We start from the raw sequence: 25,528 nt of genomic DNA on the forward strand, positions 1-25,528 counted from the left end.
GCCAGGCACGCCGCTACTGGGCGGCGTACAGGGACTTGGCCTGGGCTTCCAGGTTCTTCACATCGACGGTGCCGTCCTTGATGAAGGACTGCAGGGCCGGGATCATCACGTTGTTGGCCATGGCGGGCAGGGCATCACGGTCGAAGAACTGGCTGATGTTCTTGGCACCGCTGATGGCCTCGGCCAGTTTCTTGTTGAGCGGAGTGAACTTGGACGTATCAGCGCCCTTGGCGGTGGCGATGTTGGACGAGTCAACCGAGGCGTACACGTCCTGTCCCTCCGGGGTGCCGACGTAGGCCAGGAAGTCCCGCGCGGCCTGGTTCTGGCCGCCCTTCTTGGAGAGCAGGAGGCCGTCGATGGGTGCCTCGATGGCGTCCTGGCCTTCCATCGCGACCTCGGGGAAGGGGAAGAAGTCGATGTCGTCGGCGATTGCCTTGTCCGTGTACTGCTGGGTGAGGAAGGAGCCGAGCAGGTACATGCCGGATTTCTTGTCCGCGAGGGACTTCGCCGAGTCCTGCCAGGTCATGCCGAGGGCGTTCGGGTTCTGGTATGGCAGCAGGGCCTTCCAGGTGTCGAAGACATCGCTGACCTTCTTCTGGTCCCAGCTTTCCCGGTGCGCGGTGAGGTCCATGTGGAACTGGTAGCCGTTCAGGCGCATGTTCAGGTAGTCGAAGGTGCCCATGGCGGGCCAGCCGTCCTTGTCCGCAAATTCAATCGGGATCAGGCCGTCCGCCTTCATTTTGGCGGCGAGGGTCTTCAGCTCATCGAACGTCGTGGGGACGGTGTAGCCCTTTTCCGTCCAGAGGCTCTTCCGGTAGAAGAAGCCCCAGGGGTAGTTGTAGTTCGGGATCAGGTACATCTTGCCGTCGGCGCCCGTCGAGGCCTTTTTCAGGGCGTCGGAGTAGTTTCCGCCGACCTTTTCCCAGACGTCGTCGATCGGGGCGAGCAGTCCCTTGCCGGCGTAGTACTGCATGCGGTAGCCGGCGAACCACGTGAAGGAATCGTCCGGGCTGCCCTGGAGGTAGGTGTTGATTTTGTTCTGGAAGTCGTTGTGCGCCACCACGTTGGTGGTGATCGTGATGCCGGACTTCTTCTGGAAAGCGTCCGTCACCGCCTTGTAAGCGGCCTTGGGGACCTCGTCCGAGGAGCCGGATCCGAAGGTGGCCGTCGTGGCACCGCTGCTGGCAGGTGCGCTGCCGCCCGTGCAGGCTGTAAGCAGGGGAATGCCGGCCATCGCGACTGCTCCGGCGCCGAATGTCTTCAGCAGCGTCCTCCGGTCCCACCCGCCTTGGCTGGAGGCCCGGAGCAGTGCGTCTTCGTGCATGGTCATAATTTCTCCTTTGAAATAATGCGGGGTCGCGTGAAGCAGCTCACATAATTAGCTATCATATTCGCACAATAAAGAACGTCAAGTAGCAAAAAAGAACATTACGATGCCCGCGGCCGGCGCTGTGGGCGGCGCCGCTGCGGCATTGTCGCTGTATTTCTGCCAGGGGCAGCTTTGTCCGTTGACTTAGCACCGACCCGCTCTTAGCGTTAAGCCCCTCAGGGTGCCGACGTGGTCCGCCGGTTGGCGGTGGTGCCCGGATCCGCGGATACATGGCGAAAACCCAGGTGCACCCATGAAGATCAAGTCCACAGCCGCCGCCACGCTGCTCATCCTGCTGTTCCTGGGTGGATTGCTCGGCGGCGCATCCGCGCCGGCCGCGGCGGTCGGTGCCACGTATTACGTGGGCGCGGACGGCAATGACGCCAACGATGGGACATCGCCACAATCGGCCTGGGCGACCTTCGATATGGTCAACGCCACCATTCTGCGGCCCGGGGACTCAGTCAGCTTTCGCCGCGGAGATGTCTTTTCCGGGGGCCTTGTGGTCGGCAACAGCGGCACCAGCCGGCTCAGGATCACCCTGAATGCCTACGGAAGCGGCGATCTGCCTGTCGTTACCGGGGGGCTGGCGGGTACTTGCGTCAGGCTCGACGGCGACTACATCACCGTGGACGGCTTGCGGACGGAATCGTGCGGCTATGCGGGCTTCAGCATCTACGGCGACCACGGTTCCATACGGAATTCCGCCGCGGACAAGAACGCCGCGGGTATCAAGGTGAGCGAGGGCTCCGACTTTGGCAGCTACGCCAACAACACACTCGCTGACAACAGCATCATGAACGTCAACACCCAGGGGGAGCGGTGCGGCACCGCGACAGCCGTGAAGTGCACCGATGATTCGGGTGCCTTCGGCTTCCTGGTCAACGGGAGCGACAATGAGTTCTCCGGCAACACCATCACCGGTTCCACCGCGTTGTCCTACGACTTTGGCCACGACGGCAGCGCGTTCGAAATCTTCAACGGCAACCGGAACAGGATCCACCACAACGTGGCCGTGGATAACAACGTCTTCTCCGAACTGGGGCGCGGAAGGGGCGGAACTGCCGACGGCAACACCTTTAGCTACAACCTCGTCCGATCCACCTGCGGCCCCAATTGTTCCCAGGCCATGGGGCTGATTGCGCGCGGCAGGACGTCGTCCTTCGGCCCGACCAACGGCACCACGTTCGAATACAACACCGTATGGCTGGACGGCCCGGACTCCCAGGCCTTTGTCTGCCACGCGTCATGCCCGGCTTCCACCGTCATCCGGGGAAACATCCTGGTAGCCGCCCGCAACGCGCTGTGGATGGACAGCTCTGGCTGGACGGAGCAAGGGAACGTCCTCAACGGCCCCATCAACATCGTTCCCAGCGCCACCTCCACCACCGAACCGGCCGACTTTGTGAATGCACCCGCCGATCTCCACCTTTCGGGCGTGAGCCCGGCCATTGACCGGGCCGGGATCAGCCCGTTCCCCATGGATCTGGACGGGCGGTCGGCCAACCAAAAGACCGACTGCCAGGGCGGTGGCGCGGCCGATGCGGGAACCTACGAATACAGGCCAGCCAACTGCTGAAACGCGTGGCGGGGCGGCTGCTCCGATGCCGGCCGGGCCGGGGCTGCGCAGTGCCCATCCTTGACAAGCAGCAACTGAACCGGACGTCGCCCACGCGGCCGGCGTCAGCAAGGGTGCCGTGCCTACGCCCTCAACGGCCAGCCCGGGGTGAGCCCGGACACCCGGGAGCGCATCCTCAGGGTGGCCAAGGACCTCGGCTGGAAGCCGAGCCTCCGGGTGAAAGGACTGTCCTCAGCAAAGGCCTATGCGCTGGGCCTGGTGGTGGCCCGGGACCCTTCCCTGCTGGGAACCGACCCGTTCTTCCCGGCCTTCATCGCCGGGATCGAGACCGCGCTCGCCGAGCACGACTACACCCTGGTCCTGAGCGTCGCCACGGCTCCGGGCGCCGAGCACAGCTAGCTCCCAACGCACTGTTTTGTTCCCGGCGGCCAGCAGACGTTACATACCTGCAACCGCCGGGACACCCGGGCGAAACTGGGTCAGGAGGATACTGGAACTACGCCCTCCCGAGGACGATTCTCATGCAGCATTGGGGACTATTCGAAGGACTCCGCGCATGCCCACTCCGCTCAACCAGTCCTTGGCTGACTCTGCCCTCCTGACCAAGTCCCTCCCGCTGGGCCTGCTCCGGGCCTTCGTGCAGACTGACGCCGCCGACGACGGGCTGACGCCGCAACTGCTGGCTKAGCTCAAGATCCTGGCCCGCACCCCGGGGCTACTGGTGGCGTGCAACTATGGCGGAACCCTCTGCGCGGCGGAAGGGATCTCGACCGAGACCCTGCCGCTGGCCAGCGCCGCGATCGCCCTCCGCGCGCTCGCCGCCCTGCCCAATACGCACGCCGCCGTCATTTCCGGCCGGTCCCTCCGCGACCTCGCAGCAGTCTCACGCCTGCCCGCCGAGGTACATCTGGTGGGCTCGCACGGTGCCGAGTTCGACATGGGCTACGCCCACAGCCTCTCGCTGGCCACGGAGTCCGTGCTCCAGCAGGCCCACCAGGCACTCGCCGAAACGGTCGGCGCGTACCGGGGCATCAGCATCGAACGCAAACCCGTCGCGGTGTCCGTCCACACGCGGTCCGCGGCGCCGGACATCGTTGCCCTGGCCACCGGGAAGGCCTCGCACATCGCCCAGGACCTTGGGCTCCACTTCATCGTGGACGGCTCAGTGCTGGACCTTTCGGTCGTCGAACCGTCCAAGGCTGCGGCCATGGAGCACCTGCGCTCCGTGCTCGGCGTCAGTGCCGCCCTCTACGCCGGCGACGCGTCCAGCGATGAGCTGGCCATGGCAACGCTGCGCGGACCGGACATGGCGCTGCGCGTGGGGGAGGGGCCCAGCGTGGCGAACCACAGGCTCCGGGACACGGAGTCGTTTGCCCGGGTCCTGGCGATCCTGTTCGAACTGCGGCGGGCGTGGCTTTTCGGCGAGGACGCCGTGGGCCTGGAACGGCACTCCATGATCGGCAACGGCTCCTCCACCGCCCTGATCACGCCGGACGCGAAGATCTGCTGGATGAGCCACCCGCTGCCGGACTCGGGGTCGCTGTTTGCCCATCTCCTCGGCGGCGATGCGGCCGGCCACTTCTCCGTGGAACCGGTGAAGTCCTCCCAGGTCCTGGGCCAGCGCTACGTGGACAGCACCATGATCGTCGAAACCCGCTGGGCCGACGTCACCGTGACGGACTACCTGGAGCCGGCCCCGGAAGGCATCACCAGCCTGGTCCGGGTCCTCTCCGGCACCGGCACGGCGAGAATCGTCTTCGCGCCACGGCCGGACTACGCGAATGCGCCGTTCAGCATGGAGGCGCGCGGGCCGGAACTGCACGTCGTCGGCACCGCGGACCCCATCGCCCTTCGGGCGCCCGGGGTGGCCTTTTCCATCACCTCGGACGGCCGGCACGCCACCGCCACGGCCGACGTCGACCTGCGGGACGGGCCCGTGGTCCTCAACCTGCGCTGCGGCGACACGGAACTCCAGCCGGCGGTGCCCGAGGATGAGACCGGGCGGCGCGCCGCCGTCGCCCTTCATTCCCGGCGCTGGGTCCACGAGCTGCAACTGCCGGGCGTTAAGCCGTCGCTGGTCCGCCGGTCCGCGCTGGTGCTGCGGGCCCTGGTCCACGAACCCACCGGCGCCGTGCTGGCCGCGCCCACCACCTCGCTGCCGGAGGGTATCGGCGGCACGCGGAACTGGGACTACCGGTACTGCTGGCTGCGGGACGGGTCCATGACCGTCAACGCCCTCGTGGACCTGGGCTCCACCGCCGAGGCCGAGGGCTTCCTGGCCTGGCTGGGCCGGATCCTGGCCCACGCCCCGGGCCCGGAGTGGCTGCATCCGCTCTACTCGGTGACCGGGGCGCCGCTGTCCACCGAAGCCATCATCGAGAGCCTGCCCGGCTACGCGGGGTCCCGCCCGGTCCGGATCGGGAATGCTGCCGACCACCAGGTGCAGCTGGATGTGTTTGGCCCGATTGCCGAGCTGATTGATGCCCTCAGCGCCCGCCAGGGCGTGCTCTCAGATGACCACTGGGAACTGCTGGTCCAGATGGCCTCGGCCGTGCTGGCCCGCTGGCATGAGGCGGACCACGGCATCTGGGAGGCCAGACGGGCGCCGCGGCACCATGTCTACACGAAGGTGATGTGCTGGGTGGCGCTCGACCGGGCGCTGCGCACGGCCGCCCGGCATGGCCGGGAACCGCTGCCGGACTGGGAGCCCACAGCGGCGAGAATCCGGCAGGAAGTCCTGCGCGAAGGCTGGGACGAATCGGCGTCCTCCTACACCGTGGCCTACGACAGCCCGGACCTGGACGCGGCCGTGCTGCACATCGGCCTCTCCGGCCTGCTGGACGTCAACGACCCCCGCTTCCTGGCCACCGTCACGGCGGTGGAACGGGAACTGCGGGTGGGGCCTACCGTTTTCCGCTACCGGTATGACGACGGCCTGCCCGGTTTGGAGGGCGGCTTCCACATCTGCACCACGTGGCTGATCGAGGCCTACATCGCCGTCGGCCGGATCGAGGAGGCATGGGACCTCTTCGACCAGTTGGTGAACCTGTTCGGTCCCACGGGGCTGCTGCCGGAAGAATACGATCCCGGCACGGAGACCCATCTGGGCAACCATCCCCAGGCCTATTCGCACCTGGGCTTCATCCGCTGCGCCCGGCTCCTGCACGAGCACCAGAAGAACTGACCGCCACGGAAATGACCGGACGCAGGGCCGGCCGCCACTACTCGCAGCCGACGCCGTCCCCGTCGCCGTCCAGCTTGCCGCTGTACCCCGGCTGGCCGACGTGGATGGGCGCCGCGCCGGCGGCGCGGACCGCGGCGCAGTTCGCGTAGGTCACCGCCGCAGGTGCTGCGGGGGCGGGGGCCATCTGGACCTGCGCCGGGGCGGGCTGCTGTGCGGGCGGTGCCTGCGCGGCCTGCGCTGGAGCGGATGCCTGCTGGTTAGTGGGGGCCAGGGCGTCCGGGCAGTCGGAGAGGACCCGGGCCATGGCATCGTGCTCGGCTTGGGTCACCCAGAGCCCGTAGCCGGATTTCACTGAAATCTGGCGGGCGACGTAGTTGCAGCGGTAGGACTTGTTCGGCGGCAGCCAGGTGGCGGCGTCGCCGTCGCTCTTGCTTTGGTTGGCCGGGCCGTCCACCGCCAGCAGGTTCAGGGGGTCGTTGGCGAAGGATAGCCGCTGTGCCGGACTGAGCTGCTGCGCGCCCTTCTGCCAGGCGTCGCTGAGGGCCACGACATGGTCGATCTGGACCGCGGTGCTGGTGGCGTTGCCGCGCAGGAAGTTGATGGCGGCGGCCGTGTAGGGGTCGGCCAGAACGCCGGAGAGCACCACGCAGTCCCGCGTCCCGGGCCTGAGCGCGAGGGCGGTGAGGTCGCGGCGGAGCACGTCATTGCGGGTGTCGCAGCCGTTGTGGTCGACGTCGGACCAGGCCGGGCCGAACTGCTCGCGCGAATAGCCCGTCTTGGGTGCGCGGCCCTTGACGGGCAGCGTCGCCAGCACCTCGAGGGCTTTGCTCGCAAAGGCTGGCAGCTGGTGCGGGGCGCCGACGCCGGGAACACCGACACCGGGTGTGGTGTCCGGATCCAGCGGGGCGCTGTCCGTGCCCGCTGACGCAGTGGCTGGGGCAGCCGTCACGCCGGGGCGAACGCCGGCACCAGCGGCCGTGGGGACTGCCCCGGGACCGGCGCACGCTGAGGTCGCCACCAGCAGCAGGCCGGCCAGGCCCCGGGCCATCCAGTCGACGGGGCCCATCGTCCGGCTGCGGGCACTTGTTGATGGCGTGCTGTTGGACTGGGCGCTGCCTGATTTGGTGCTGAGCAATTCTTCCCCACTTCATGCTGGTGCCCCTGGTGCCTGTGGGGCGGCTTAAGACCGGTCCCAGCCTACCGGCGTTGCTCCGGGCGGGACGTCAGGGGCGGGGGCGGGAGGCCGAGAAGATGGCCGGCGCACCGCCGTCGCCGGTGGCGAGGTCGGCCAGGATCCTGCCCACGGCCGGCGTGAACTTGAACCCGTGGCCGGAGAAGCCGGCGCCGATGACAACCGGGCCGATCCGGTCCAGGACAAAGTTCTCATCCACTGTGGTTGTGTAGGTGCAGCTGATGTCGGTGAGGGAGTCGGGGTCGACGCCGGGCAGCCAGTCCCGGGCGTAGCGCTGCAGGGCTGCCCGCTGTTCGGGCTCCGGAGCGAACGTCCGCCGGTCCGGGTCCACCACCGGGCCCACACCGTGCCATCCGGCCTTGATGCCCTCGCCCGGCGTTGACATGCCATAGACGGGGGACCGCCAGTACGCGTACGCATCCCCGCGGCCGGGCATGTGGTTGAACCCCGGCCACACGGCGCCGTCGTCTGCGATGGCGAAGTGCGCGGGCTGTTCCTGGGTGACCGTCAGCCGGGGGAGGGGCAAAACGCCGGCCAGCAGCTTCGTGGTCCAGCCGCCGGCGGTGACAACGGCCTGCCTGGCGGAGAGCACCTCCGTGCGGCCGCCGGACTCCACGGTGAGCCGGACGCCGTCGTCGAGCACTTCCAGCTCCAGGACCTTCACATGATGGCGGATCTCGGCCCCGAGGCCGGCGGCGAGGCGCTGCAGCGCCGGCAACGCGGCGTCCGGGTTCAGCTGGCCGCCGTCCGCCATGTGCAGCACGCGCGTCTCGAACCGGATGCCCCGCCAGCGCTCGGCGGCTTCCTCGGCGGAGAGGAACTCCGCCCGGAGCCCGGCGGCAAGCAGCGCATTCCGGACCTCGGGCAGCCGCGGATCGGCGCCGTGGTTCACGACGCCGGTGCGCGCCAGCAGCCGCGCGCCGGAGTCCGTTTCCAGCTCGCGCCACAGCCGTGCCGCCTCGGCCAGCATGGCCACGTAGTCGCGATCCGCGTAGCCGGGGTTGAAGTTCCGGGTTGTGCCGTGGGAAGCCCCGTTGCGGTGGCCGGGCCCGAACTGCTCCAGCAGGGTCACGTCCCGGCCGCGCCGGGCCAGCGCCCACGCGGCGGCGGAGCCCATCGCTCCGCCGCCGATGACCACGGTGTCCAAAGTTGTCTTCAAGGGTTCCTCCTCCGGGGTGTGGTCCCGGCCCGCCCAGATAGGTCAGGCCAGACGGGTCAGGCCAGCAGCAGGGCCACGCCGATCATGGCCGGGACAGCTACCACCGTAGTGATCAACACGGTGTCCTTGGCTACTGTGACGCCGGTGCGGTAGCGGCTGGCCGCAACAAACACGTTTTGGGCAGTGGGCAGGGCTGCCGTGACGACGGCGGCGAACAGCGCCTGCTCCTGCATGCCGAGGACAAAGCGGGCAAACAGGTAGGCCACCAGCGGGTGGACAATGAGCTTGAAGCAGCTCGCCAGCAGCGTGTCCAGCCGGCGGCCGGCCGCCGCCTGCAGCGGCTTGGAGCCGTTCAGGCTCATGCCGAAGGCGATCAGCATGGCCGGGATGGCGGCCCCGCCGATCAGGTGGATGGGCTCCATGATCAGCGGCGGTACCTGCCAGCCGGTTCCGGCCACGACCAGACCCAGCCCGGACCCCACGATCATCGGGTTCCGCAGGATCATGAGCACGAACCCCAGCGGCGTGGTGCGGTGCGAGCTGGTGGTGGCATCCAATGCCATGAGGAACAGGGGCGTGAAGAAGGCCAGCTGGAAGATGAGCAGGGGTGCCACATAGCTGGCATCGCCGAGCACGAAGACGGCGATGGGAATGCCGAGGTTGGCCGAGTTGGCCAGGGACGCGCTCATGGAGGCGATGAGGGCTTCCGGCACGGGCCGCTTGAGCGCGAAACGCACAATGCCGAAGAACAGGACCGCCGTCGTCACGGCCCCCACCGCCGTCACGAGCAGCGGCGCGGCAAAGACGTCGTGGAGTTTCGCCTTGCTGAGGGTCTCGAAGAGCAGGGCGGGGCTCGCGACGAAGAACGTCAGGGCGCTGAGGACGGAGCGGGCGTTCTCGCCCAGGATGTTGCGCCGGCCTACGAACATGCCCACCAGGATGATGACCCAGACCACAAAGAACCCTGCCAATACCCCTAGCACGCGGTTCTCCGCAGCGTAGTGGGCGGGCAGCGGGTAAGGGTCACCGTTCCAGAGTAATCAGCTTTATTCCGCAGACCGTCCTATTACGCACGACGGCGTGCTGCCGCGCCTTGCGCACGCCTGCTGCGGCGTGCGGGAGGCGGGTGTGGGGCGGCTGCCGCTAGTTGAGCGCGGCGTTGTTCAGCGAGTGCGGCGGGCGCAGGAGGCCCGGCGTCATGCCCTCCGCAGGGTCGTTGCCGATCTGGACAATCTTGTTGTCCTGATCAACGTGGACCACCTTGGGGTTGTACGCCTTCGCCTCTTCCGTGGTCATCTGGGCGTAGGTAATGAGGATGACGATGTCGTTCTCGTGCATCAGGTGGGCGGCGGCGCCGTTGATGCCGATCACGCCGGAACCGCGCTCGCCGGCAATCGTGTAAGTCTCAAGCCGGGCGCCGTTCGTGACGTCGACAATCGCCACGAGCTCCCCGGGAAGAATGTCGGCCGCTTCCAGCAGATCCAGGTCCACGGTGACGGAACCGACATAGTGAAGGTCCGCGTGCGTGACCGTCGCGCGGTGGATCTTGGATTTGAATATTGTGCGATTCATAACGTCACCAGTCTAACGCGGGGCCACCGCACGCGCTGTGGCCCACCGCACACGTGCGGGCCTGTCCGCGCGGGCAGTCATGCTGGCAGTCACGCGGGCCGGTCCTCGTGGGCCGGATCGAGGGCGCCGGCAGCCGCCGCCGGCACGATTGATGCCGCCGTCACCGCCAGGATTTCGCGTGCTGCCAGCAGGGCGGGCCGCCTGGCACTCGATCGCCGCACCGAGGTGAACACTGTACGGTGCGGATTCCCGGGCAGGTCCAGGAGTTGCGCGCTGGTGCCGCGGCCGGTCCACACGAGATCGGGCATCAGGGCCACCGCATTTCCCGATTCGATCAGCCGGATCTGGGCCTGCAGGTCGGCGGTTTCAAAGCGGACGTCGGGCTCGAAGCCGGCGCTCCGGCAGGCTTGCTCGGCCCAGTGCCGGGAGGCCGCTCCGCGCGGTTCCATCACCCAGGGCAGTCCCGCGGTATCGGCCAGCGTCCTGATGGCGTCACGCCCGGTCGAAGCGGGCGGAACGGCGAGCCGGATGGCGTCGCGGGTCAGGGCCACGCGGTCCAGTTCGGCGTAGTGCGGGGCGGCATGGCCCGGGTACTGCTCCGCGATCACAAGGTCGAAGTCGCGGGCCCATGTCTCGTGAAGGGCGGTCTCCGGTTCCCGCTGGGTCATTTCCACCCGGACTTCCGGGTAGCTGGAGGACATCCTGGTCAGGGTGTCCGGCATGAGTGCCAGCGCGGCGGACTGGAAGACCGCAATCCGCACGGTACCTGTGACCGTGGTCAGCGACGCGGCCAGGTCCGCCTCCGCCTGCTCCAGGGTCTCCAGGAGCTGGGAGGTGTGGGCCACCAGGACTTCGGCCTGGGGCGTCAGCTGCACCCGGCGCCCGGTCTTGCGCAGGAGCTCCACTCCGGCCTCCTTCTCAAGGAGGGCCAGCTGCTGCGAGACTGACGACGGGCTGTACTGGAGCGCTTCGGCCACTTCGGCCAACGTGCCCCGGATCTTCAGTTCGCGCAACAGTCGCAAACGCCGGACGTCAAGCATCGCTATTCCTTTGTGAATTCTGATGGTTATTCGTTAAGAGAATTCACTTTATCTAATGCAATCAGCCTTGCATACTGTTGTCACTCGGTAACGCCCATCACAGGGTGGATTGATGGGCATCACACCTAAGCAGGAGGCCCTGATGGCTACACAGGATTCGGCACAGTCGATCATGCGGCGCAAGCCCATCGACGACATTGAAGAAGAAAACAAGCACAGCGGATTGCACAAGAGCCTGGGGCTCTGGCAGTTAACGGCCATCGGCGTCGGCGGCATTATCGGTGTCGGCATCTTCTCTTTGGCGGGCTTGGTGGCCCACGGCAGCGAGACCGAGCCCGGAGTCGGCCCGGCCGTGCTCATCTCATTCCTGATTGCCGGCCTGGCATCCGCCGCCGCGGCGCTGTCCTACGCCGAGTTCGCCGGCATGATCCCGCGGGCAGGCTCGGCCTACACGTACGGCTACGTTGCCCTCGGCGAGATAATCGGCTGGTTTATCGGCTGGGACCTGCTGCTGGAGTACATCGCCATCGTGGCCGTGGTGGCCATCGGCATCTCGGGCTACTTCGACGCGTTCCTCTCCGGCATCGGTATCCATATGCCCGCCTGGATGACCTCGACGCCGGATGAGGGCACGGGCGGCATCATCAACCTTCCCGCGATCCTCGTCTGCCTGCTGGTGACTTGGATCCTCTCCCGCGGCACCAAGACCTTTGGACGCTTCGAACTGATCGCCGTCGGCATCAAGGTGTTGCTGATCCTGTTCATCATCGGCCTGGGCGTCTTCTACGTAAACACCAACAACTACAACCCGTTCTTCCCCAGCGGCTTCGGTCCCGTGGTCGCCGGTTCCGCCACGGTGTTCTTCGCGGTGTTCGGCTACGACGCCATGAGTACCGCCGCGGAGGAGGCCACCGACGGCAAGAAGCACATGCCGAAGGCGATCATCCTCTCGCTGATCATCGCCATGCTGCTCTATGTCGCAGCCACCCTGGTGCTCACCGGCATGCAGAACTTCACGGAGATCGACCCCAAGGCCGGCTTCGCCTCCGCGTTCAACAGCGTCGGGCTGCCGGTGATCGCGACGATCATCTCCGTCTTCGCCGTCCTGTCCATCCTCACGGTGATGCTGACCTTCCTCCTCGGCGTCACCCGCGTCTGGTTCTCGATGAGCCGCGACGGCCTGCTGCCCGGCTGGTTCTCAAAGACGGACCAGCACGGCACACCGCAGCGCGTGACCTGGATTGCCGGTCTCGGGGCCGCAGTCCTGGCAGGCATCCTCCCGATCAAGGCCGTGGCAGACCTGACCAATATCGGCATCCTGGCCGCGTTCGTCGTCGTCTGCGTGTCGGTGATCGTGTTCCGCTACAAGAAACCCGACGCCCCGCGGACCTTCCGCCTGCCGCTGATGCCGCTGGTTCCGGCGTTCGGTGTGTTTGCCTCGCTGTTCCTGATGTTCCAGCTGCACTGGGAGACCTGGCTGCGGTTCGGCGTCTGGCTCGTGATCGGCCTGATCATCTACTTCAGCTACGGCCGCAAGAACTCGCTAATGAACCCGGACAGCCCGCGGCACGAGGAGATCGTGGAGATGCACCGCCCCCTGCCGTAACCACCCCACCTCCCCGTTGCGCTATCACTTATGGCTCCCATTCCCGGTGCTTCACACGTCTTAAGGCCCTGAAGTGATAGCGCAACGGGTTTTTAAGGTTTCGGGGTGGTTTCCGAACGTTCGGGCGGGAAAACAAAGCTTCGGTTTTTCTAACCGGTATTGCTCAGAAAACTTCGCTTTATCTTATGAAAATCCGGTCGCATACTGATTCATAAGAGGTCCACATTTTGAGAAAGAACGAGTTCCAGCCATGACCAACATCTCCACGGAGCCCGGCGCAATCACCGGAAACGCAGCAGGCAGCGCCGCAGGCAACGAAGCCACGCACGCCGCCGTTTCGGAAGGCTCTTCGGTCCTTGAGGCCGCAGCCCTCGCCGAGGACACCATCGCGCTGGTGCGCCACTGGCTCACCGAAGCCGCAAAGGTGCCCGTCGACGCCTCGGCCGAGCAGCTCGCCGGGGTCCTGAAGGACCCCAACGGCCTGGACTTCACGGTCGGCTTCGTCGACGGCGTCGTCCGTCCCGAAGACCTGCAGGTCGCCGCCCGCAACCTCGCCGCACTGGCCCCCAAGGTCCCGGCGTTCCTGCCCTGGTACATGCGCAGCGCGGTCCGCCTCGGCGGCACGATGGCCCCGGTCCTGCCCCAGGTCGTCATCCCGGTCGCCCGCCGGGTGCTGCGTGAAATGGTCGGCCACCTCATTGTCGACGCCACCGACGCCAAGCTGGGTCCGGCCATCGCCAAGATTCGCAAGGACGGCATCAAGCTCAACGTCAACCTCCTTGGCGAGGCAGTCCTCGGCGAGCACGAGGCCTCCCGCCGGCTCGAGGGCACGCACACCCTGCTGTCCCGGCCCGACGTCGACTACGTCTCGATCAAGGTCTCCTCCACAGTGGCGCCGCATTCCGCGTGGGCCTTCGACGAGGCCGTGGAGCACGTCGTGGAGAAGCTCACCCCGCTCTTCACCCGCGCCGCCTCCTACGCCGCCGCCGGGCAGAAGGCGAAGTTCATCAATCTGGACATGGAGGAATACAAGGACCTGGACATGACCATCGCGGTCTTCACCCGGATCCTGGACAAGCCCGAGTTCAAGAACCTTGAGGCCGGCATCGTGCTCCAGGCCTACCTCCCGGATGCCCTGTCCGCCATGATCCGCCTGCAGGACTGGGCCGCCGCCCGCCGCGCCGACGGCGGCGCCGCCATCAAGGTCCGCGTCGTCAAGGGCGCCAACCTGCCGATGGAGCAGGTCGAAGCCTCCCTGCATGACTGGCCGCTCGCCACCTGGAACACCAAGCAGGACTCGGACACCAACTACAAGCGGGTCATCAACTACTCGCTGCACCCGGACCGGATCCGCAACATCCGGATCGGCGTCGCCGGCCACAACCTCTTCGACATCGCCTTCGCCTGGCTCCTGGCCAAGCAGCGCGGCGTGGAGTCCGGCATCGAATTCGAGATGCTGCTCGGCATGGCCCAGGGCCAGGCCGAAGCCGTCAAGAAGGACGTCGGCTCCCTCCTGCTCTACACGCCCGTGGTCCATCCCGCCGAGTTCGACGTCGCGATCGCCTACCTGATCCGCCGCCTCGAAGAGGGCGCCAGCCAGGACAACTTCATGTCCGCCGTCTTCGAACTCAGCGAAAACGAGTCCCTCTTCGAGCGTGAGAAGCGGCGCTTCCTCGCCTCGCTCGCCAAGCTCGACGACGTGGTCCCGGCCCCGAACCGCCTGCAGAACCGCGCCCTCCCGGCCGCGCCGCTGCCGCACGACTCCTTCGAGAACACCGCGGACACTGATCCGTCGCTGCCCGTGAACCGCGACTGGGGCCGCGCCATCCTGGGCCGCGTGGCTACGTCGGCTCTGGGCAACGCCGCCGTCGAGGCCGCCACGATCAACGATGCCGCAACCCTGAACACGGTCATCGACACCGCCGTCGAGAAGGGCAAGGCCTGGGGCGCACTCTCCGGCGCCGAGCGCGCCGAAATCCTGCACCGCGCCGGCGACGTTCTCGAGGCCCGCCGCGCGGACCTCCTCGAGGTCATGGCATCCGAGACCGGCAAGACGATCGACCAGGGCGACCCCGAGGTCAGCGAGGCAGTGGACTTCGCGCACTACTACGCCGAGTCCGCCCGCAAACTCGACGACGTCGACGGCGCCACCTTCGTTCCGGCCAAGCTCACCGTCGTGACGCCGCCCTGGAATTTCCCGGTCGCCATCCCGGCCGGCTCCACCCTGGCCGCCCTCGCCGCCGGCTCCGCCGTCGTGATCAAGCCCGCCAAGCAGGCCCGCCGCAGCGGCGCGGTCATGATCGAGGCCCTCTGGGAGGCCGGCGTTCCCCGCGACGTCCTCACCATGGTCCAGCTGGGCGAGCGGGAACTGGGCCAGCAGCTGATTTCCCACCCGGCCGTGGACCGCGTCATCCTGACTGGCGGCTACGAGACCGCCGAGCTGTTCCGCTCCTTCCGCAAGGACCTGCCCCTGCTGGCCGAGACCAGCGGCAAGAACGCCATCATCGTCACCCCGAGCGCGGACCTGGACCTCGCGGCCAAGGACGTCGCGTACTCCGCGTTCGGCCACGCCGGCCAGAAGTGCTCCGCCGCCTCGCTGGTGATCCTCGTCGGCTCCGTGGCGAAATCGAAGCGTTTCCACAACCAGCTGATCGACGCCGTCACCTCCTTGAAGGTCGGCTACCCGGAGGATCCGGCGAGCCAGATGGGCCCGATCATCGAGCCCGCCAAGGGCAAGCTCCTGAACGCCCTCACCACCCTCGGCGAGGGCGAGACCTGGGCCGTTGAGCCGCGGAAGCTCGATGATACGGGCAAGCTCTGGAGCCCCGGCGTGCGCTCAGGCGTCCGCCGCGGATCCTACTTCCACCTCACCGAGTTCTTCGGCCCGGTCCTGGGCGTCATGACGGCAGAGACCCTCGAGGAGGCCATCGCGATCCAGAACCAGATCGAATACGGTCTCACCGCGGGCCTGCACTCGCTGAACACCGATGAGCTGGGGATCTGGCTGGACACCATCCAGGCCGGCAACCTCTACGTCAACCGCGGCATCACCGGCGCGATCGTCCAGCGCCAGCCCTTCGGCGGCTGGAAGAAATCCGCCGTCGGCGCCGGCACCAAGGCCGGCGGGCCGAACTACCTCGTCGGCCTCGGCGAATGGGTCAGCAAGCCCAGCACCGCCGCCGGCACGCCGGGCACTGCTCCCGCCCACTCCGGCGTCCGCCGGATCGAGGACGCGGCCAAGGGCTTCCTGACAGCCGACGAACTCGCACCGCTGCAGCGCGCGCTCGCCTCCGACGCCCGTGCCTGGGCCGAAGAGTTCGGCACCGCGAAGGACGTCTCGGGCCTGAGCGCGGAGCGCAACGTGTTCCGCTACCGTGCCCTGCCCGTCACCGTCCGCCTCTCGGAAGGCGAGCCGCTGGCAGGCCTGGTCCGGACCGTCGCCGCGGGCGTCCTGGCCGGGTCCGACCTGACGATCTCCACCGCCGTCGAACTGCCCGCCCAGCTGCGCGCGGTCCTGTCCGGGCTTGGCATCGCCGCCACTGTTGAGAACGACGCCGAATGGCTCGCTTCCGCCGGCACGCTCGCCGCGGCGGGCAAGCTTTCCGGCGCCCGGATCCGGCTGATCGGCGGGGACGCCAAGGCACTGTCCGAGGCCACGGGCGGCCGTCCGGACCTGGCGGTGTATGTCCACCCCGTCACGGAAGCCGGACGCGTGGAGCTGCTGCCGTTCCTGCACGAGCAGGCCATCAGCATCACGGCGCACCGATTCGGGACGCCCAACCACATCTCGGACGCCCTTATCTAGGCAGTTAGTCGTCTAGCCCGGGCGTGCTAAAACGCCATCGCCGCCGTGCAGGCACCGCCAGGTGCGGCACGGCGGCGACGGCGTTAAAGGGGGCCGCGCTGCGCAGTGTCAGTGGCGGCGGCAGCGGTGGTGGCATTGTAAGTGGCAGTGACGGCGCCGAGCGCCGGGGCGTTAGACGCCGTGCCGCTTAGCCGAAGTACCAGCCCGGCGGCGCCCACGAAGCCGGGACCGCGTGGGCGGAAAAGTCATCGCAGCCCGAGCAGAAGTAGGTGACCTCGCCGAGCTTGCTGACGGAGCCGTCCCTTCGGTGCGTGGCCGGGACGAAGGTCTCCAGGTAAATGAACTCGTCCGTGCCGCAGTGTTCGCAGAACGGACTGGCAACATAGTCGGAATCCGCCAGGGTGGCCGGGTGAATGTCCCGGTGGCCCAGGCTGGAGTGCAATGCTGTGCCCGGGTGGTGCATGGCCGCTGCGGGGTGCGCCGGCGCGGTTCCCGGACGGGCGGCCTTGGGCGCGTGGGGAGTGGACAATCGGGGGTGGTTAATGGCTGGCATCATTGGCGGCCTATCCCGAACGCTCCGGCGCCAGCCACACGGCATCAGCGACGGACAGCGTTCGTTTTTCGAATCGTTGTCGCGGGCCACTTCTTGACCTCGAACGGTTGATCGTAAGTAGTGACAGGATAGATGAAGTACCTGCACCGTTCAATGGTCAAGTAAGTACTGCTCCCGTCCGGGTAGTCCGTCCCGTAAGTACCGTGGAAGGATCCGCGCCGGGACGCGGCCCGCCAGGGCAGCAGGCCGGGCGCTTCAGGCCGGGCGCTTCAGGGTCCGGCCCACGATCGCCTGCGTGAGGGCATCGATCACCTCGGTATTGGCCAGCGGGTTGCGGATGAGCGTGAAATCGACGTCGCCCACGGGCGGCAGATCGAAGCGGCGGGTGATGATTTTCAAGTCCTCCGGCACCAGGGAGGAAGGCATGACCGCCACCCCAATGCCGGCCCGGACGGCGGCCAGCACGCCGCTGATCTGCCGCGTGGTGCAGGTGATCCGCCAGGTGCGGCCCGTGGCCTCAAGGGCGTCGATCGCCAGCTTCCGGCTCAGGCTGGGGGAGGGATAGGCGATCAGCGGAACAGGATCGGCCGGATCCAGCGCGGTCTGCTCCAGGCCGACCCAGGCGAAGGCGTCCTGCTGGACCACGGTCCCGTCTTTGGCCCCCGCCACCCACTTCACGAAGACGAGATCCAGCTGACCGGCGTTGAGGCGCTTGTAGAGCTGGTCGCTCTGGCCCACCGTCAGCTCGAGGTTGATCTGCGGGTAGATCTGCCGGAACTCCCGGAGGATGCGGGGCAGCCCGGTGATGGCGAGATCGTCGGCCGTGCCGAAGCGCAGGCGCCCGCGCATGGCGGATCCGGAGAAATAGCGGGCGGCGGAGTCGTGCGCGGAGAGGATGCTTCGGGCGAACCCGGCCATGGCATCGCCGTTGTCGGTCAAACGCACATCCCGGGTGTCCCGGGCAATCAGCACCCGCTTGGCGGCGGCCTCCAGCTTGCGGACGTGCTGGCTGACGGTGGGTTGGGCCAGGCCGAGGCGTTCCGCGGCCTTGGTAAAACTCAAGGTTTCGGCCACGGCCAGGAACGAGCGGAGCTGGGCGGGTTCGAACATCGGGGTCTCCCGGATCGGGTGCAGCAAACACCGCATTGCGTTTTGTAATGCGAGTTATGCCTGGAATAGGCTTCCATAATCTCTTGGGGCCAGCCTAGCGTTAAGTCCATCCCGCTCACCCGCTCATTTGAGGACTTTTCCGTGGCACCCCCTCCGCCGCTAGAGGCGAACGCAGCTTCCCTGCCGGACACCATCACCCAACCACTCGCCGTCGTCAACGAGCGCCTGCCCTGGCGGCACACATTCATTTCGCTGAAGGTCCGCAACTTCCGCATCTTCGCGATCGGGCACTTCGTCGCCGTGATTGCGCTCTGGATGCAGCGGATCGCCCAGGACTGGCTGGTGCTCCAGCTCTCCGGTTCCGTCACCGCCGTCGGCATCACCGTGGCCTTGCAGTTCCTGCCGTCCCTGTTCCTCGGCCCGTGGGCCGGCATGATGGCGGACCGGTTCGCGAAGCGGAAGATCCTCATGCTGTGCCAGTCGGTGGCAGCCGCGTTGGCCGCGGTCCTTGCCGTCCTGGCGCTCAGCCAGAGGATCGAGGTGGGGCACGTCTACGCGATCGCACTGGTGCTGGGCCTCGTGACGGTGCTGGACCAGCCGGCCCGTCAGGTGTTCGTCAACGAACTCGTGGGCCCCGGCTACCTGCGAAACGCGATCAGCGTGAACTCCACGATCTTCCAGCTCGGCGGCCTGATCGGTCCAGCGATCGCCGGGATCCTGCTGACCGCCGTGGGTGCGGGCTGGGCCTTTGCCGCCAACGCGGTGGCCTGCTGCTTCACGGTGGCCATGCTCCTGAGCCTGCGCAAGGACCAGCTGCATGTCAGCATGCCGGTCGCCAAGCGCCGGGGCATGCTGAGGGAAGGGCTGGACTATGCGCTCAGCAAGCCCACCATCTACTGGCCCTGGCTGATGGCCGGGTTCATCGCCGTGTTCGCGATGAGCCTGCCGGTGCTGCTGGCCGCGTTTGCCGACCACGTGTACGACGCCGGTGCCGGCGGCTACGGGCTGCTCAACACCCTCGTGGCGCTCGGTGCGCTGGCCGGTGCCATCACCTCGGCCCGGCGGCGAGCATTGCGGCTGCGCTCGGTGGTCCTGGGCGCCGGGATGTACGGGCTCATGCTGTGCCTGGCTTCCCTGGCGCCGTCGATGGTGTGGTTCGGCGCGGCCATGGTGCTGGCCGGGTTCTGGTGCCTGATGTTCCTGACCGCCGCCAACCAGCTGGTCCAGGTCAGCTCCAACCTGGCCATCCGCGGGCGGGTCATGAGCCTGTACATCATGGTGCTGATCGGCGGCCAGGCAATCGGCGGGCCAATGATGGGCTGGCTGGCCGAGCACGCTAACCCGCACACCGCTGTCCTGGTTTCCGGGGGCGTGCCGATGCTGGCCGCCGCGACTGTCGGCGTCGTGCTCGCCCGGYGCGGGCAGCTCATGCTCAAGGTGGACCTGAAGGACCGGCGCCGGCTGCTGCGGATCGTCCGGAACGATGGCGGGCGGCCGGCAGCCGCCACGCCCTAGCTTTTCCGCACCGGTTTCCACGCCGGTTTCCGCACCGAAAAAGGACAGCCGCTGCGTGGATCCACGCAGCGGCTGTCCTTTTTCGTCGCGGAAAACCGGGAGAGGTGCGGCAGTACTAAGGCGCCAGGGGGCGGTGGGGGAACTCCGGCTCCCGCTGCTGGAACTGCAGCACGTCCGGGTTGAGGACCACGCCGTCGCGGATTTCTATCGCGCGGCGGATGGTCTCGTTCTCCGCCCAGGCCCCGGGGCCGGCGACCACGGTCTCGAGGAACGGCAGCAACGCCTCGCTGATTTCCCAGCTGGAGGAATTCCACAGATAGGACGGGCTGTGGTCCACGGCGTAGTAGTCGATGTGGTGGCCCACCTGGAACATCGGCTCGGCGAAGGTGGTGGTTTTCGCCCAGCTGAAGCCCATGCCCTCGTCGCAGGACACGTCCACGATCAGGCTGCCGGGCCGGAAGGCGGCCAGGTCCTCGGTGCGCAGGTAGGTCAGCGGCGCGTTGGGGTCCTGCAGCGTGCAGTTGACCACGATGTCGCTGCCGGCGAGGAACGGCGCCAACGGCACGCGCCCGCGCTCGGTAATGACCTCGCTCAGGAAGGGTGCCTGGTCGTCGTGGTCGAACTGCGCGATCCGGACCGAGTGTATGGGCGAGCCAACCGCGGCGACCCCGCGGTTGGTCAGCACCTGAACATCGTGCACGCCGTGGGCATTCAGCGCCGTGACGGCGCCGCGGGCGGTGGCCCCGAAGCCGATCACGACGGCGCTCAGCCGGCGGCCGTAGTCTCCGGTGGAACCGGTCAGTGCCAGGGCGTGCAGCACGGAGCAGTAGCCGGCGAGTTCGTTGTTCTTGTGGAAGACATGCAGGCCGAAGCCGCCGTCGCTGGCCCAGTGGTTCATGGCCTCGAAGGCGATGAGCGTGAGCTTCTTGTCGATCGCCAGCTGGGTGATGGCCCGGTCCTGGACGCAGTGCGGCCAGCCCCAGAGGACCTGCCCGTCCCGGAGTTCGGCCAGGTCCTCGGGCTGCGGCTTGGGCAGCAGGACGACGTCGGCGTCCGCCAGCAGCTGCTGTCGCGGCGCGATGCGCCCCACGAGGGGCGCGAGCTCGGCGTCGGAAAGGCCGAAGCGCTCGCCGTAGCCTTCCTCGAGGATCAGCTGTTCCCGGATTTCCGGCGCGATGCGGTCCAGGTGCGAGGGGTGGATGGGGAGGCGTCGCTCATCCGGTTTGCGTGTGCTGGCGAGGATGCCGAGGGTGAGGTGGTTCGAGGAACCGGTCACTTCTTTTTGGGGCTCGCCGTCTTTGTGGCGGTCACCTTGTCCAGGGAGCTGGCCGGCGCAGAAGCGGCCCTCTTGTCAGCGCGCTTTTCCTTGATGGATTTGCCGGATTTCTTGGATGCTGCTTGACGGGGGGACTTGTCAGCCATGATTGCTCCTGTAGCGGAACCGAAGAGGTTCCTGACTTCTGACGATACAGGTAGCTACCTAATAGGAGCCCTGGGAGCGGCGCGGAGCGCGGGAGTGGATTGGAGCGGCTGACGGGAATCGAACCCGCGTATCAAGCTTGGGAAGCTAGCGCTCTACCATTGAGCTACAGCCGCAGTGGGGCCAGCCAGCGTGCTGGACTTTGCCCCAGTGAAACAACGAGATTTACCTTACCCCAGCCGCGGGCGTTCTCCGAACAGGTCACGCGGTCGAAATCGTGGGCAGCGCACTCCTCCGTTTGCCTCAGATGGTCGCTAACCGCTCCGCAGAGCGGCCATCTCCGTCAAACGGGCGGGGCCGGCCGGTCCCCAGCCCCGGACCAAGCGGGCAGCGGCTTCGCCGGACGCGGCACGGCACCGGTTCGCGGAGCGTCATGGCCGTCGGGGCGCGCAGACCTCTATAGCCTAGATCCATGACTGTTCTCCCGAGGGAAGGCCGACGGTGGTAGAAGACCCAGCGCCGCCGCTGGACGCCGACCCGGACGCCGAGCCTGCCGCCGGAAGCGCCGTTCCCCGGCTGACCCCGCGGCACCAGCAGCTAATCGTCACGATTTACGGCCTGTATGGGCGCTCAAACGGCGGCGCCCTGCCCGTCTCGGTGCTGATTTCCATGCTGGACGACCTTGGCGTCGAGTCGTCCGGGGTGCGCTCTTCCGTGTCTCGGCTCAAGCGCCGCGGTGTGCTGGAGAGTGTCAAACAGGGCAGCGTGGCCGCCTACCGGCTGGCCCCCAACCTGGAGGATGTCTTCCAGGAGGGCGACCGCCGCATTTTTTCGCCCCGGCGCGCGACGGCGGCCGACCGCTGGCTCCTCATCGCCTTCTCCGTCCCGGAATCGCAGCGCCACCTTCGCCACCAGCTGCGCAGCATGCTGACCCGGATGGGCTTCGGTTCCGTGACGCCCGGACTCTGGATTGCCCCGGGCAACACCTATGGGGACATCAGGCACCAGCTCGAGCGGACAGGGCTGATGGAATACGTGGAGTTCTTCAAGGCGGAGCACCTGACCGCCGAGGACGTCAAGGACAAAGTCTCCCGATGGTGGGACCTTCCGGCACTTGAATCGCTTTACGCGGAGTTCATCGAACGCTTCGCTCCGGTGCTGGAACGCTGGGAATCGGCGGGCGCGCCGGCGTCCGGGCCCGACGCCGACCGGGCGGCCTTCGCGGACTACGTCCAGCTCCTCACCCAGTGGCGCCGGCTGCCCTATCTGGATCCGGGCCTGCCCGAGGAGTTCCTGCCGCCGGGCTGGCACGGGCTGACCGCGGAGCGGATCTTCGCGGAACTGCACCGTCTCCTGAACGGCCCGGCCCGCCAGCATGCCGAGCGGCTGCTGGGGGCCACGGGCAGTTCCGCTACCGCGTAGTAGTCCTAGCCCTGGCCTGACACGACGGCGATGGCCTGGATCTCGATCAGCGCCTCGGCCTGCCAGAGCCGGGTGACGCCGACGCCGGCCATCGCGGGATAGTCGGTGCCCGCCATCTCGCGCCAGATCCGCCCGATTTCGCGGCCGTTCTTCTGATAGTCCTCGACGTCGGTCAGGTAGATGGTGACGTTGACCAGGTCCGAGGGCATGCCCCCGGCCACAGCCAGCGTGGTGAGGACGTTGGAGAAGCACTGACGGAACTGCTCCACGATGCCGCCGGGAACAATGGTGCCGTTGTTGTCCATGGCCGTCTGGCCGCCCAGGAACACGGTGTTGCCGGCCAGGATGCCGTGGGCGAAGCCGGAGGGCTTGGCCAGGGCTGCGGGGTTGATGACCTTGTGGTTCATGGTGGCTCCTCATTGAGTCGGCGGTATTGAGTCGGCGGTGATTTTGGTAAATGCGAGGGTAACTACGGGCCGGTCGGCGCCGGCCGTTGACCGGATCCGGAACCGGAACGGGTCTACCCAAACCGGTGAATCCGTGTTAACTTGAGCATATGTGACGACCGTAAAAATGTCGACATACCCTCGTTGGGGATGGCGCAGTGGACACGTCACCGGAATCGGCAAAGGGGCCGGTTCCGCCGTCGAACCGGAAGTGAAGAAACATGCGCCTTGCGACCGTTATTACGGCAGCCCGCGACGCCAGGGGCGGCCCTGCCACCCGCGCCGCCGTGCAGTCCGGGGACCGGTTTGTGCTGCTGGCCGCACAGGACCTCAGCGAACTGCTGGGAAGCGCCGGCTGGCGGGAGCAGGCAGCTGCAGCCGTTGCCGCCGCGGAAACCGCTGGCGGCCTCCCGGGTGAGTCCATCCCCGTAAGCGCCGCCCGGTTCGCCACCGTGCTGCCGCGCCCGGCCAAGGTCATCTGCTGTGGCCTGAACTACGCGGACCACATCGCGGAAATGGGCCGGGAGCTGCCGGAATACCCCACCCTGTTCGCCAAGTACGCGGACACCCTGATCGGCGACGGCGAGGTCATTGACGCCGCCGGGCACGGCGCCCGGCTGGACTGGGAGGCGGAGCTGGCAGTCGTCGTCGGCGCCCCGCTCAAGAATGCCTCGCCGGAGGAAGCCTCGGCCGCGATCGCCGGCTACACCGTGGCGAACGATATCTCCATGCGGGACTGGCAGAGCCGCACCCTGCAGTGGTTCCAGGGCAAGGCCTTTGACCGCACCACCCCGCTGGGTCCCGTACTTGTGACCCCGGACGAGTGCGACCCCGAGGCCGGCGTCCGGGTCCGTTGCCTGGTTAACGGCGAAGAGGTCCAGAACGGCAACACCAGGACACTCGTCTTCACCGCGGCCGCCCTGCTGTCCTATATCTCCACCTTCACCCGGCTGAGCCCCGGCGACGTCATCTTGACCGGCACCCCCGGCGGTGTCGGCATGGGCGCCGTCCCGCCCCGCTTCCTGCACGACGGCGACGTCGTCACCACCGAGGTCGAGGGCATCGGCACGCTCACCAACACGGTCCGTCTCTGACGCCACCGGCTCACACGCACCCCACACTACCCAGTGGCGGCAACCCAGGCTGCCGCCGACAGAGAGGAATCACCATGACCGAACAGATCGCAGATCAGCTGACAGCGCAGGTTGTCCCCGTCGTGACCCGCAGGGGTGCTGAGCACCGCGACACCGGCCAGTCCGGCGGGGCCGTCCGGATCTCCGGTGTCAGCCAGCAGCACACCCCTGCTACAAAGATTTGGTACGGCCAGGTCAGCAACGAACCCGGCTACCGCTCCTTCCCGCACCACCACGGCGAAGCCGAGACCGGCGGCTACGTGCTGCGCGGCCACGGCCGGATCTACTTCGGCGAGGACTACAAGGAGTTCATCGACATGACCGAGGGCGACTGGGTTTTCGTCCCGCCGTACATGCCGCACGTGGAAGCCAACATGAGCATCACCGAGGAACTCGTCTGGCTCACGGCCCGCACCCCGGAAAACATTGTGGTGAACCTCGAGGACGTCGACGACTCCGTGCTCGCCGGGTACCGCCGGGCATGACTCCGACGTCGGAGATCCTGCTGTCCGCCCTCGAGCTGACGCCGATCGAACCGGAGTTCCTCGACGAGGCCTACACCGCCACGACGCAGTACGTGCCGTGGCCCAAGGCCTACGGCGGAGACATGGTGGCCCAGGCCGCGGCTGCAGCGATGCGCTCGGTGGGGGATGACCGCTCGCTGCACTCGATGCACAGCTACTTCATGCGGCCGGCGGACATCGGCGCCGAAGTCCGCTACGAGGTGGAGCGGCTCCGCGACGGGCGGGGCTACTCCACCCGGCAGGTCCGCGCCTACCAGGGCGGCAAGACCGTCTACGTGGCCATGGCCTCCTTCCACGCGGAGGAATCCGGCGAGGAATTCGCCCGTGCCATGCCGGCCGGGATCCCGGATCCGGAGTCGCTGCCGTCCTCCGCCGACGTGCTTGACGGCGTCGAAGGCGACGCCGCGGCCTACTGGTCCGGCGGCCGCAGTTTCGACATGCGGCATGTGCCGGGCGCCGTCTACCTCAGCGTTGAGGGGGAGCAGGTGCCGCACCAGGCAGTCTGGGTCAAGGCCTTCGACCGGCTCCCGGATGACCCGGATCTGCAGCGCGCGGCGCTGGCCTACGTCTGCGACTACACCATCCTGGAACCGGTGCTCCGGGTGCACGGCTACGCATGGGGCGATCCGGGCCTGGTCACGGCCAGCCTGGACCACGCCATGTGGTTCCACCGCGAAGGCCGGGTGGACGACTGGCTGCTGTACGTCCAGGAAGCAGTCTCCGCCCAGGCCAGCCGCGGCCTGGCGCAGGGCCACTTCTACGACCGGCAGGGCCGGCTCCTGGCCACCGTGGTCCAGGAAGGCATGATCCGGATGTCGACTGCTCCGTAACTGCCCTTTTGGGCCGCCATGACGGCCGTTACGGAGCAATCGATGAGCCGTTCCACCTCTTAGCTGTGA

The 25,528-nt window shown here is 67.4% G+C and carries 21 protein-coding genes and 1 tRNA gene; 10 read left to right on the forward strand and 12 right to left on the reverse strand.

Annotation, left to right across the window (positions count from 1 at the left end; all coding sequences use genetic code 11):
- Positions 1–13: 13 nt before the first annotated feature.
- Complete coding sequence (locus tag AC1D2F_RS14360) at positions 14–1,330, reverse strand: ABC transporter substrate-binding protein (RefSeq protein WP_476967004.1); 1,317 nt, start codon at positions 1,328–1,330, stop codon at positions 14–16.
- A gap of 292 nt (positions 1,331–1,622) precedes the next feature.
- Between AC1D2F_RS14360 and AC1D2F_RS14365 the strand changes: the two genes are divergently transcribed.
- The 3 genes from AC1D2F_RS14365 (at position 1,623) to AC1D2F_RS14375 (ending at position 6,132) form a co-directional block, all read left to right on the forward strand.
- A complete protein-coding gene (locus AC1D2F_RS14365) occupies positions 1,623–2,948 on the forward strand; it encodes a right-handed parallel beta-helix repeat-containing protein (protein WP_229995040.1) in 1,326 nt (441 codons plus the stop codon).
- A gap of 147 nt (positions 2,949–3,095) precedes the next feature.
- Positions 3,096–3,347 (forward strand): LacI family DNA-binding transcriptional regulator, encoded by a 252-nt coding sequence (locus AC1D2F_RS14370; RefSeq protein ID WP_229995039.1) that lies wholly within the window; start codon positions 3,096–3,098, stop codon positions 3,345–3,347.
- Positions 3,348–3,504: 157 nt separating this feature from the next.
- A complete protein-coding gene (locus tag AC1D2F_RS14375; RefSeq protein ID WP_476967005.1) occupies positions 3,505–6,132 on the forward strand; it encodes a trehalase-like domain-containing protein in 2,628 nt (875 codons plus the stop codon).
- A 37-nt stretch (positions 6,133–6,169) separates the two neighbouring features.
- On the opposite strand, the gene AC1D2F_RS14380 is transcribed toward AC1D2F_RS14375, so the two are convergent.
- From AC1D2F_RS14380 to AC1D2F_RS14400, 5 genes are all read right to left on the reverse strand, one after another.
- Positions 6,170–7,267, reverse strand: a complete 1,098-nt coding sequence (locus AC1D2F_RS14380) for a GmrSD restriction endonuclease domain-containing protein (RefSeq protein ID WP_476967006.1) — start codon at positions 7,265–7,267, stop codon at positions 6,170–6,172.
- 88 nt (positions 7,268–7,355) lie between these two features.
- On the reverse strand, positions 7,356–8,483 hold the full coding sequence (locus tag AC1D2F_RS14385; RefSeq protein WP_364748722.1) for an FAD-dependent oxidoreductase: 1,128 nt from the start codon (positions 8,481–8,483) through the stop codon (positions 7,356–7,358).
- A gap of 56 nt (positions 8,484–8,539) precedes the next feature.
- Positions 8,540–9,466, reverse strand: a complete 927-nt coding sequence (locus AC1D2F_RS14390) for an AEC family transporter (protein ID WP_229993086.1) — start codon at positions 9,464–9,466, stop codon at positions 8,540–8,542.
- A gap of 160 nt (positions 9,467–9,626) precedes the next feature.
- Positions 9,627–10,055, reverse strand: a complete 429-nt coding sequence (panD, locus tag AC1D2F_RS14395; RefSeq protein WP_229993087.1) for an aspartate 1-decarboxylase — start codon at positions 10,053–10,055, stop codon at positions 9,627–9,629.
- Between the two features lie 89 nt (positions 10,056–10,144).
- Positions 10,145–11,095, reverse strand: a complete 951-nt coding sequence (locus AC1D2F_RS14400; RefSeq protein ID WP_229993088.1) for a LysR family transcriptional regulator — start codon at positions 11,093–11,095, stop codon at positions 10,145–10,147.
- A 142-nt stretch (positions 11,096–11,237) separates the two neighbouring features.
- On the opposite strand from AC1D2F_RS14400, the gene AC1D2F_RS14405 reads away from it, so the two are divergent.
- Together AC1D2F_RS14405 and AC1D2F_RS14410 are read left to right on the forward strand one after the other, a co-directional pair.
- Positions 11,238–12,701, forward strand: coding sequence for an amino acid permease (locus AC1D2F_RS14405; RefSeq protein ID WP_229993089.1), 1,464 nt, complete (start codon positions 11,238–11,240; stop codon positions 12,699–12,701).
- Between the two features lie 250 nt (positions 12,702–12,951).
- Positions 12,952–16,506 (forward strand): bifunctional proline dehydrogenase/L-glutamate gamma-semialdehyde dehydrogenase, encoded by a 3,555-nt coding sequence (locus AC1D2F_RS14410; protein WP_476967007.1) that lies wholly within the window; start codon positions 12,952–12,954, stop codon positions 16,504–16,506.
- Positions 16,507–16,693: 187 nt separating this feature from the next.
- On the opposite strand, the gene AC1D2F_RS14415 is transcribed toward AC1D2F_RS14410, so the two are convergent.
- Together AC1D2F_RS14415 and AC1D2F_RS14420 are read right to left on the reverse strand one after the other, a co-directional pair.
- Positions 16,694–17,035, reverse strand: coding sequence for a hypothetical protein (locus AC1D2F_RS14415; RefSeq protein WP_229993091.1), 342 nt, complete (start codon positions 17,033–17,035; stop codon positions 16,694–16,696).
- 279 nt (positions 17,036–17,314) lie between these two features.
- On the reverse strand, positions 17,315–18,169 hold the full coding sequence (locus AC1D2F_RS14420; protein ID WP_229993092.1) for a LysR substrate-binding domain-containing protein: 855 nt from the start codon (positions 18,167–18,169) through the stop codon (positions 17,315–17,317).
- Between the two features lie 141 nt (positions 18,170–18,310).
- Between AC1D2F_RS14420 and AC1D2F_RS14425 the strand changes: the two genes are divergently transcribed.
- Positions 18,311–19,684, forward strand: coding sequence for an MFS transporter (locus tag AC1D2F_RS14425; RefSeq protein WP_476967008.1), 1,374 nt, complete (start codon positions 18,311–18,313; stop codon positions 19,682–19,684).
- Between the two features lie 115 nt (positions 19,685–19,799).
- Here the strand turns inward: AC1D2F_RS14425 and AC1D2F_RS14430 are convergent, their stop codons facing one another.
- The 3 genes from AC1D2F_RS14430 to AC1D2F_RS14440 all read right to left on the reverse strand — a co-directional run bounded on the left by AC1D2F_RS14430 (position 19,800) and on the right by AC1D2F_RS14440 (position 21,280).
- A complete protein-coding gene (locus AC1D2F_RS14430; protein WP_476967009.1) occupies positions 19,800–20,960 on the reverse strand; it encodes a N(5)-(carboxyethyl)ornithine synthase in 1,161 nt (386 codons plus the stop codon).
- Positions 20,957–21,106 (reverse strand): hypothetical protein, encoded by a 150-nt coding sequence (locus AC1D2F_RS14435; protein WP_229993095.1) that lies wholly within the window; start codon positions 21,104–21,106, stop codon positions 20,957–20,959. The genes AC1D2F_RS14430 and AC1D2F_RS14435 overlap by 4 nt, the downstream gene beginning before the upstream one ends.
- A 100-nt stretch (positions 21,107–21,206) precedes the next feature.
- Positions 21,207–21,280: transfer RNA gene (locus tag AC1D2F_RS14440), tRNA-Gly, on the reverse strand.
- Positions 21,281–21,605: 325 nt separating this feature from the next.
- On the opposite strand from AC1D2F_RS14440, the gene AC1D2F_RS14445 reads away from it, so the two are divergent.
- A complete protein-coding gene (locus tag AC1D2F_RS14445) occupies positions 21,606–22,526 on the forward strand; it encodes a PaaX family transcriptional regulator (protein WP_476967010.1) in 921 nt (306 codons plus the stop codon).
- A 5-nt stretch (positions 22,527–22,531) separates the two neighbouring features.
- Here the strand turns inward: AC1D2F_RS14445 and AC1D2F_RS14450 are convergent, their stop codons facing one another.
- Entirely contained in the window at positions 22,532–22,933 is a 402-nt protein-coding gene (locus AC1D2F_RS14450) for a RidA family protein (RefSeq protein ID WP_476967011.1), read from the reverse strand.
- Between the two features lie 260 nt (positions 22,934–23,193).
- On the opposite strand from AC1D2F_RS14450, the gene AC1D2F_RS14455 reads away from it, so the two are divergent.
- From AC1D2F_RS14455 to AC1D2F_RS14465, 3 genes are all read left to right on the forward strand, one after another.
- Positions 23,194–24,066, forward strand: coding sequence for a fumarylacetoacetate hydrolase family protein (locus AC1D2F_RS14455; RefSeq protein WP_229993098.1), 873 nt, complete (start codon positions 23,194–23,196; stop codon positions 24,064–24,066).
- Between the two features lie 74 nt (positions 24,067–24,140).
- Complete coding sequence (locus AC1D2F_RS14460; protein WP_229993099.1) at positions 24,141–24,590, forward strand: cupin domain-containing protein; 450 nt, start codon at positions 24,141–24,143, stop codon at positions 24,588–24,590.
- Positions 24,587–25,459 carry an acyl-CoA thioesterase gene (locus AC1D2F_RS14465; protein ID WP_229993100.1) on the forward strand — a complete coding sequence of 291 codons (873 nt, stop codon included), beginning with the start codon at positions 24,587–24,589 and terminating at the stop codon, positions 25,457–25,459. The genes AC1D2F_RS14460 and AC1D2F_RS14465 overlap by 4 nt, the downstream gene beginning before the upstream one ends.
- The last annotated feature ends 69 nt before the right edge of the window (positions 25,460–25,528 follow it).

The organism is Arthrobacter sp. P1_B3 (assembly GCF_056406615.1).